Origin of the sequence: Propionivibrio sp. (assembly GCF_016790145.1) — a bacterium.
Taxonomy (GTDB): Bacteria; Pseudomonadota; Gammaproteobacteria; order Burkholderiales; family Rhodocyclaceae; genus Propionivibrio.
On the sequence record NZ_JAEUOI010000174.1, the window covers coordinates 1 to 7,338 of the forward strand.

12 protein-coding genes are annotated in these 7,338 nt (G+C 59.6%); 9 read left to right on the plus strand and 3 right to left on the minus strand.

Features of this window, described 5'->3' with window-relative positions:
• The first annotated feature begins 149 nt into the window (after positions 1 to 149).
• From JNM42_RS14250 to JNM42_RS14270, 5 genes are all read left to right on the plus strand, one after another.
• The gene (locus JNM42_RS14250) at positions 150 to 374 is read left to right on the plus strand and encodes a hypothetical protein (RefSeq protein WP_294271360.1); all 225 of its coding nucleotides are present in this window, start codon (positions 150 to 152) and stop codon (positions 372 to 374) included.
• Positions 375 to 624: 250 nt separating this feature from the next.
• Positions 625 to 1,002, plus strand: coding sequence for an SHOCT domain-containing protein (locus JNM42_RS14255; protein ID WP_294271363.1), 378 nt, complete (start codon positions 625 to 627; stop codon positions 1,000 to 1,002).
• An 82-nt stretch (positions 1,003 to 1,084) separates the two neighbouring features.
• Complete coding sequence (locus JNM42_RS14260) at positions 1,085 to 1,603, plus strand: hypothetical protein (protein ID WP_294271367.1); 519 nt, start codon at positions 1,085 to 1,087, stop codon at positions 1,601 to 1,603.
• 12 nt (positions 1,604 to 1,615) lie between these two features.
• Positions 1,616 to 1,837: a hypothetical protein gene (locus tag JNM42_RS14265; protein ID WP_294271369.1), complete on the plus strand. Its 222-nt coding sequence runs from the start codon at positions 1,616 to 1,618 to the stop codon at positions 1,835 to 1,837.
• Between the two features lie 211 nt (positions 1,838 to 2,048).
• Entirely contained in the window at positions 2,049 to 2,390 is a 342-nt protein-coding gene (locus tag JNM42_RS14270) for a hypothetical protein (protein WP_294271372.1), read from the plus strand.
• A 181-nt stretch (positions 2,391 to 2,571) separates the two neighbouring features.
• Here JNM42_RS14270 and JNM42_RS14275 read toward each other — a convergent pair whose 3' ends face one another.
• The gene (locus tag JNM42_RS14275; protein WP_294271375.1) at positions 2,572 to 2,802 is read right to left on the minus strand and encodes a hypothetical protein; all 231 of its coding nucleotides are present in this window, start codon (positions 2,800 to 2,802) and stop codon (positions 2,572 to 2,574) included.
• A gap of 80 nt (positions 2,803 to 2,882) precedes the next feature.
• On the opposite strand from JNM42_RS14275, the gene JNM42_RS14280 reads away from it, so the two are divergent.
• The 3 genes from JNM42_RS14280 to JNM42_RS14290 are packed head-to-tail and all read left to right on the plus strand — an operon-like array spanning position 2,883 to position 4,093.
• Complete coding sequence (locus tag JNM42_RS14280; RefSeq protein WP_294271379.1) at positions 2,883 to 3,233, plus strand: hypothetical protein; 351 nt, start codon at positions 2,883 to 2,885, stop codon at positions 3,231 to 3,233.
• Positions 3,234 to 3,482, plus strand: a complete 249-nt coding sequence (locus tag JNM42_RS14285) for a hypothetical protein (protein WP_294271382.1) — start codon at positions 3,234 to 3,236, stop codon at positions 3,480 to 3,482.
• Complete coding sequence (locus JNM42_RS14290; protein WP_294271383.1) at positions 3,386 to 4,093, plus strand: hypothetical protein; 708 nt, start codon at positions 3,386 to 3,388, stop codon at positions 4,091 to 4,093. Before JNM42_RS14285 ends, JNM42_RS14290 begins: the two co-directional genes overlap by 97 nt.
• Before the next feature lie 94 nt (positions 4,094 to 4,187).
• On the opposite strand, the gene JNM42_RS14295 is transcribed toward JNM42_RS14290, so the two are convergent.
• Both JNM42_RS14295 and JNM42_RS14300 read right to left on the minus strand, forming a co-directional pair.
• Positions 4,188 to 5,138, minus strand: coding sequence for a Nudix family hydrolase (locus JNM42_RS14295; protein ID WP_294271390.1), 951 nt, complete (start codon positions 5,136 to 5,138; stop codon positions 4,188 to 4,190).
• Positions 5,135 to 6,031 (minus strand): ATP-binding protein, encoded by an 897-nt coding sequence (locus JNM42_RS14300; RefSeq protein WP_294271393.1) that lies wholly within the window; start codon positions 6,029 to 6,031, stop codon positions 5,135 to 5,137. The genes JNM42_RS14295 and JNM42_RS14300 overlap by 4 nt, the downstream gene beginning before the upstream one ends.
• A gap of 212 nt (positions 6,032 to 6,243) precedes the next feature.
• On the opposite strand from JNM42_RS14300, the gene JNM42_RS14305 reads away from it, so the two are divergent.
• Positions 6,244 to 7,338: murein transglycosylase A (locus tag JNM42_RS14305; protein WP_294271395.1), on the plus strand; the 1,095-nt coding region annotated here is incomplete at its 3' end.

Consider the following 7,338-nt stretch of genomic DNA (forward strand, 5'->3'; position numbering starts at 1 on the left):
AAAGATGCGGGCGAAGCATTCATTCATCCCGGACGGGCGTTGAGTCCAGGTCAATCTGCTCTGCTCTCGGATCGAACCCGATAACGGCCGCTTGTTGTATATAATCCGTTCCTCAAGCAAGTTGGCAGAGTTTTTATCAAGGAGTCATCATGCGCTATGTCTACGCCGGCCTGATCCTTGTGGTGACGGCAGTTGTCCTGATGTTCAATTTCCAGAACCTTACCTCGGTCACGGTTACGCTGTTCAGCATGAGCCTGACCATGCCGGCTTCACTGCTGGTGATCGGCGTCTACATTCTTGGCATGGTTTCCGGTAGCGCGCTGTTTTCCTTGCTGCGCGGCTGGCTGCACGGCGCAACACGCAAGGTGCCTTGACGTTTTCCCGTCAAGGCACTTTGTTTTTCATCGGGTTGGTTTTATCCAAGAAAGCGCAATTGAGCGCGCCCGCCGCAACACCAGGTTTGGCGGGGGTTTGGCCCTCACCCCAACCCGCAAGGAGAGGGGGTTTGCACCCTTCGCCTGCGGGATCCCTGCGGGAGAGCCGGGGATGAGGGCCTACGTTAGTGGCATTATGCTCGACTTTTTTTGGTTTATTCATTGAGTTACATTCAGGGAGTTTTATTACATGAGCAATTTTTGGGATTTAGTCTGGCTGATCATATCGACTTTCGTTTTTATCGCTTACCTTCTGGTGCTGTTCCAGATTGTTGCCGACCTTTTTCGCAATACGGAAATGGGGGGAGGTTCAAAGGCCTTGTGGATTATCGGATTGATCTTTATCCCGATGCTGACCGCCGTGATTTACATTATTACCAATGGGGGGGGGATGGCCAAACGCCAGCGCGCGGCCGTCGAGCGCGCCAAATCCGATACCGATACCTACATTCGGCAGGTGGCGGGAAAGTCGCCGGCAGAGCAAATCGCTGACGCAAAAGCGCTGCTCGATGCAGGAACGATCAATGCCGAGGAATTCGCACGGCTCAAGACCAAGGCGCTTGCCTAGCGTAAAGTTTGTGAAATTGCCGAGTGTGCCATTAGCCCAAAATTAGGCATTGACAGGGGTGCACTGGGCAATGATACTTTGCATGCAGGATGTGATTTTCTATACCTGCGACCAAGCCGAAAGTACAGCAATTTGTAGTTGTCATGGTGCGTCAGCGACTGCGATCAATCTGAGCGGATCTCGCTGGATTTATTCGATTTTTTTCTTGGAGAATGCGATGGTGATGAAACTGGGTTTGCGTGCGGCGCTGTTCGGCGCTTGCGCGTTGTTGTCTGTGGCTTCGGCCAATGTACTGGCGGATGAGGTACCCCTGGTCACCGGCGAGATGTGGAGCAAGTCGTCGGGTGAGTTGAAGAAGGCTTATCTCATTGGAGTGGCCAATACAATCCAGCTTGAAGCGGCCTATGAGGGCGCGAATCCGCCGCCCGATAGCCAAAGCCTTATTCCGCGTACGACAAAGGGCTTGAAAGGCCAGTCGCTTGAAAGTGTCAGCGCGGCGCTCGACAAATGGTACGCCGCGAATCCGGGCAAAATGCAGCGCCCGGTCCTTGAAACCATCTGGTTCGAAGTTATCGTACCGGGACTTCAGAAATATAAATAACGGAGACATGAAATGAAAAGAGTTCGTTTGATGGTGGTTGTCGTTGCGGTGTCAAGTGTAATCGGTTGCACGGACATGAGCACGCAACAGCAGGGAACATTAAGTGGTGCGGCCATTGGTGGGGCTGCAGGCGCAGGCATCGCCTCAATCGCCGGAGGCAGCGCCTGGACTGGTCTGGCGATTGGCGCCGCTGCCGGCGGCGTCGCCGGCAATATCAAGGCCAATCGGCAATAGCCACTAAGCAGCCTGCCTGGCCAGCGCCTTGGACATCGCTCCTGCGGTATCCATGGCGTTGGCTGCTTAGGCAGGTGAGCAGATACGAGGTTCGGAACCTGGGTCGAGCTGCTCGAATGACGATTCCAGGTAGTAAGTCCCCCGGCGAGTATGCTGGTGGCAGGCTGACTGGTTAATCATGCAAGCCGCAGGGCAATGAGGGAGTGGATCGATGAACAACATAGTCTCCTGCGCGCTTGTCGCCCTAGTGCTTTCTGCAGCGCTGCAACCTGCTTTCGCACAAAGCAGGCAAACCTTGAAGCAGCTCGATGAACTCGACCGGAAGTGCGAGGCGGCAAGAGACGCAGTCCTGCCCGGCATCCGGGAACAGTTGATTGCCGAGTGCATTTTGCCGCCGCCGACGCGACGAGTGCAGCAGCGGACACTGGAGCAATGCGAGCGCTACTGGAACGACTACGGAGTGAAGGAGCGGCAACGTGCCGCTCTCGACCTGCCCGAGTGCCAGGAAGCCTTCCAGGCGCGACAGCAGTATCGCTCGCGCCGCTCGCGCTGACCAGGCACGGAGTACCCCTTTTCAATTCGTCATTCTGGTTCGCATGGCGGCTGGCTCCAGGGGTTGGCTGCACACAAAATCCATTCCCCCTTGCCCCCAATGGCACTACCTCAACCGGTCTTTTAAACTCCATAATCGTTTTATTGAATTATTGCGCCTTGCGACTCCGCGATCGATTGATTTAATGCACATATCCATAATGGATAAGCCCGGAAGTCGTTTTGTTGTCCCAGAATCGTAAATCCGGACCGGTTTTCTCTTGGTGTTCCGGCAACATCAGTGCATGTTCATCCGTAAAACCCGAACCGACAACAGAATCACAGGCGAGGGCTAGTTCACCTTCCGCCTGGTGCGTAGCGAACGCATTGGCGGCAAGGTACGCCAGATTGACGTCCTCTACCTCGGTCGTCACTTTACGGTCAAACAGGACGACTGGTCATTGCTGTACCTGCGCCTTGAGCAACTGCTGCGTCCGCAGGAAGTACTGATGGGGTGCGCCATCGCGCCGCGATTGAAGCGCATCTGTTCAGTTCCATCGAAACACTCTTCAGCCTGGAAGAAACCGTCACCCTGTATGACTTAGCCAACACCTACTTTGAAGGCGATGCTACCGCCAATCCCAAGGCCTACTTTGGGCGCTCGAAGGAGAAGCGCAGCGACTGTCCGCTGGTCACGCTGGGTCTGGTGCTCGACGGCAGCGGCTTTATCCGCCGCTCGAAGACCTTCGACGGCAATGTCTCGGAAGGGGAGACGCTGGAGGTCATGTTGAGCGGACTGGGCGCCCCGCCGGGAGCGATGGTGATCATGGACGCCGGGATGGCCAGCGAAGCCAAGGTGACCTGATTGCGCGAGCACGATTACCGCTATCTGGTGGTGCGACGGGGCGGCGTGCGGCAGTTCGACGAGAACTGTGCGGTGTCCATCGAGACGGCCGGCGGCGAACCGATCCGGCTGCAAAAGGTGACGCGCGAGGAGGGCAAGGAGGTCGAATTGTATTGCCACTCCGCAGGGCGGGAGGCGAAAGAGACGGCGATGATGTCGGCTTTAGCCAAGCCTTCGAGGCCGGACTGCAAAAGATTGCTGACGGACTGAACAAACCGCGCAGCGAGAAACGTTACGAACAGTTGCTGGAACGTATTGGCCGGCTGAAGGAGAGGAGCCGGAGAGCGAGCCCGCATTACACCGTGAGTCTGGTTGGCGCGGATTCGGAAGCAAAAGGAAAGTGCGCGACGGCACTGACCTGGGCGAAGGTCCCGGTCGGCGGAACGATGGCCACCCATCCGGGCGTGTACCGCTTGCGCAGCAACGAAACGACCTGGGATGAAGAGCGCCTGTGGCGCACTTACACGATGCTGACCGATCTGGAGAGCGTATTTCGCAGTCTCAAGAGCGAACTGGGCTTGCGCCCGGTGTTTCATCACAAGGAGGGTCGCTCGGATGGGCATCTGTTTATCACGGTACTGGCGTATCAGTGCGTGCAGATGCTGCGCACCCAATTGAAGAAGGCCGGAATCAACGAGTCCTGGGCGACCCTGAGAAAAACCCTGTCGGTTCAGTGTCGGGTGACAAGCAGTCTGCGACGCAAGGACGGGCGCACAATACATATGCGCAAGAGTACGGGAGCCGGACCCGCGTTGATGGCAATCTATCAGGCGCTGGCCATCAACCCGGCACCGGGAGGAACCAAAAAACTGATCTGCTGATCATGAGATTACGAGCAAAACTGGAGGAAAAAACACCAGTACGTGCTAATTGCATGATTTGTATAGAAGTTATTTTGCGGTTGCTAAACTTCGTTTAAGGGTTCCAGCCGCGCATCAGGGCAATTCCGTGAGCGCCTCGCTCCCTTGCGATGTCGAGCATCTCCGGCAGCATCCCGCCGAGCGCAAAGACCGGCAGTGGTGACAGCCCGATCAGTCGCGCAAACTCATCCCAGCCCAGGCCTTGGGCTCCCGGATGGCTCGCCGTCGGCATGACCGGGCTGAGCACGGCGAAGTCAAGCTCCAGCGAAGCCGCGTGGGCCAGTTCTTCAGCCGAGTGACAGGAGGCGCCAACCCGATCGAATGGCGGGCGGCAAGCGAGATGCATGAGCTGGCCGGCCGAGAGGTGCAGGCCGTGCGCGCCAACCTCGCGCGCCAGGACTTCGTCATCGTTGATCAGCACGCAGGCGCCGGCATGCTCGTTGGCCAGCGTCATCACGCGTCGGGCCAGGTCAAGGCGCTGCGCCGGCGGCAGCGTCTTGTCGCGCACCTGGACCAGGCGCAGCCCGCCTGCCAGTGCGCACTCCAGTTTCGCCAGCTCGGCATCGATTCCGTTCCCGGCGGCGTTGGTCAGCGCGTAGATCGACGGCAATTCGAGCGCGCGCAGGATCGGGCCGTTGGCCGGCAGAATCGGGGCAACGGGTGCGCTGTCGCCGGTCTTCATCCAGACCAGGCCACTGTGCTCGATCGGCGCGATCTCGCCATGCCATTTAACAACGCGGAAGAACTTCAGGCGGACGCTGGCGTGCGGGTAGGTAAACGCGCACGACAGCCACGGCCAGGCGCAGTCGACGCTGATGCCCAGTTCTTCCTGCAGTTCGCGCACCAGCGCCTGGCGCAGGGTTTCGCCCGGCTCGACCTTGCCGCCGGGAAACTCCCAGTAGCCGGCATAGGCTTTTCCCTGCGGGCGCTGGGCGAGCAGGAATTCGCTGCCGCCTTCACCGTCGCGCAACAGGATGGCCGCCGCGACCTCGACCACCTCGTTCATATGCCGCGCTTTACCCTGGCCGGGGCGTGTGTGCCGGCCCAGTCTTTGGCGAACTGCCAAGCCACACGCCCGCTGCGCGAGCCGCGCAACAGCGCCCAGTTGAGCGCATCGCGTTCGGCGCCCGCGATTTCCCTTGCGCTGCATCCGAAGGACTTCAGCCAGTGCGCGACGATGTTCAGGTAGGCCTCCTGATCGAAGGGATAGAAGGAAAGCCAGAGCCCGAAGCGCTCGGAAAGCGATATTTTTTCCTCGACCGCTTCGCCGGGGTGGATTTCATCGCCGACCCGCTTGCTTTCGAGGTTTTCCTCGAAGTATTCCGGCATCAGGTGACGGCGGTTCGAGGTGGCGTAAATCAGCACATTGTCCGGCGCCGAGGACATCGATCCGTCGAGGACGACTTTAAGCGCCTTGAAGGTAGCATCCCCGGCGTCGAATGATAGATCGTCGCAAAAGATGATGAAACGCTCCGGCCGCCCCTCGACCAGTTCGACGATGTCGGGCAGGTCGATCAGTTCGCCCTTTTCGACCTCGATGACACGCAGGCCTTTGGGCGCATATTCGTTGAGCAGCGCTTTTATCAGCGAGGACTTGCCCGAGCCGCGCGTCCCGGTGAGCAACACGTTGTTGGCCGGCTGCGCGCAGATGAACTGCCGCGTGTTGATGTCGATGCGCGTTTTCTGTTCGTCGATGTCGTGAAGATCCTCAAGGCGGATCGTCGATGGCCGGTTGATCGCCTGCAGAAACCCTGCTTTGCCGCGCTTGCGCCAGCGAAAGGCCACCGCGCTGTTCCAGTCCGGTGCGGGCGAGGCGGGCGGCAACAGCGGTTCGATACGTTCAAGGAGCATTTCGGCGCGGGTAAGAAAACGGGCAAGTTGCTCGGTCGGGTCGTTCATCGGGGCGGTATACTTCGCAGGGTTTAAAACCCCTGCACTGTAGCCAAACCATGCGCAAAAGCCAAATACCCGCCCGTATCATGGAATCATCCATCACACTGTCACTGCGTCGCGGAGGCAGCAAAAAGCATGATCATCGCAAGGCAGGGCCTACGCTTTCCTCTAATTCCTTTGCCTCACCTTTGCGCTCTTTGCGGCTCTGCGGTGGATTTTTGTTCGCCCTGCTGCTGGCCGCCTGCGCCACAGTCAAGCCCCCCCCGGCAGCAGTCTGCCCGGCCTGTGCCGTTTGCCCGCAGTGTCCGGCACCCACGGCAACCCCGGTACCGCCGCCGGCCAAACCGATGCAGCCGGCGCGCTGGAGTGATCTACCGGGCTGGGGCGAGGATGATCTCACGGCCGCCTGGCCGGCCTTCCTGCATTCCTGCCGGGCCCTGGCGAGCAAGCCGCAATGGCTGCTCTGGCGCGCCGCCTGTGAGGAAGCGAAGGGACGGGCGAGCAATGACAGTGCCGCCTTGCGCCGCTTTTTCGAGTCCCGTTTCGAGCCCTATCTGCTGACCAACCCGGACGCGACGACGAGCGGGATGGTGACCGGCTATTACGAACCCCTGCTGCGCGGTTCGCGAACGCGCAACGCGACCTTCTCGCAAGCGGTGCTCGGCGTGCCGCCTGACTTGCTGACCATCGAACTGTCCGATGTCTTTCCGGACCTGAAAAACATGCGCCTGCGCGGTCGCCTGCAGGGCAACAAGGTCATTCCTTATTATCCCCGCGCCGACATTGTCGCCCGCGAAAGGGACCATGCAGACCGCGTGCTGCTTTGGGTGGATGACGCCGTCGAACTCTTTTTCCTGCAGATTCAGGGTTCCGGTCGAGTCAAGCTGCCCGACGGCCGCATGGTGCGCGTCGCTTACGCCGACCAGAATGGGCATCCCTATCAATCGGTTGGTCGCGTGCTGATCGAGCGTGGTGAGCTCAAACCCGAACAGGCCTCGATGCAGGGCATCCAGGCCTGGGCGCGCGCCAACCCGGACAAACTGGACGAACTGCTCAACACCAATCCGAGCTACGTTTTCTTTCGCGAACTGCCGGCCAAGGCGAATGACAACGAGGGTCCACCGGGCGCCCTGGGTGTGCCGCTGAGCGCCGAGCGCAGCATCGCCGTCGACCCGCGCCATGTGCCCCTTGGCGCACCGGTCTTCCTGTCGACGACACAACCCAATTCCACCAAACCCTTGCGCCGGCTGATGCTGGCGCAGGATACCGGTGGCGCGATCCGCGGCGTCGTGCGCGCCGATTTCTTCTGGGGT

Excerpts from the sequence above, each read along its gene's own strand:
- JNM42_RS14250 (WP_294271360.1), top strand. The coding sequence starts at position 150 with ATGCGCTATGTCTACGCCGGCCTGATCCTTGTGGTGACGGCAGTTGTC.
- JNM42_RS14295 (WP_294271390.1), bottom strand. The coding sequence starts at position 5,138 with ATGAACGAGGTGGTCGAGGTCGCGGCGGCCATCCTGTTGCGCGACGGT.
- JNM42_RS14265 (WP_294271369.1), top strand. The coding sequence starts at position 1,616 with ATGAAAAGAGTTCGTTTGATGGTGGTTGTCGTTGCGGTGTCAAGTGTA.
- JNM42_RS14260 (WP_294271367.1), top strand. The coding sequence starts at position 1,085 with ATGCAGGATGTGATTTTCTATACCTGCGACCAAGCCGAAAGTACAGCA.
- JNM42_RS14300 (WP_294271393.1), bottom strand. The coding sequence starts at position 6,031 with ATGAACGACCCGACCGAGCAACTTGCCCGTTTTCTTACCCGCGCCGAA.
- JNM42_RS14255 (WP_294271363.1), top strand. The coding sequence starts at position 625 with ATGAGCAATTTTTGGGATTTAGTCTGGCTGATCATATCGACTTTCGTT.
- JNM42_RS14270 (WP_294271372.1), top strand. The coding sequence starts at position 2,049 with ATGAACAACATAGTCTCCTGCGCGCTTGTCGCCCTAGTGCTTTCTGCA.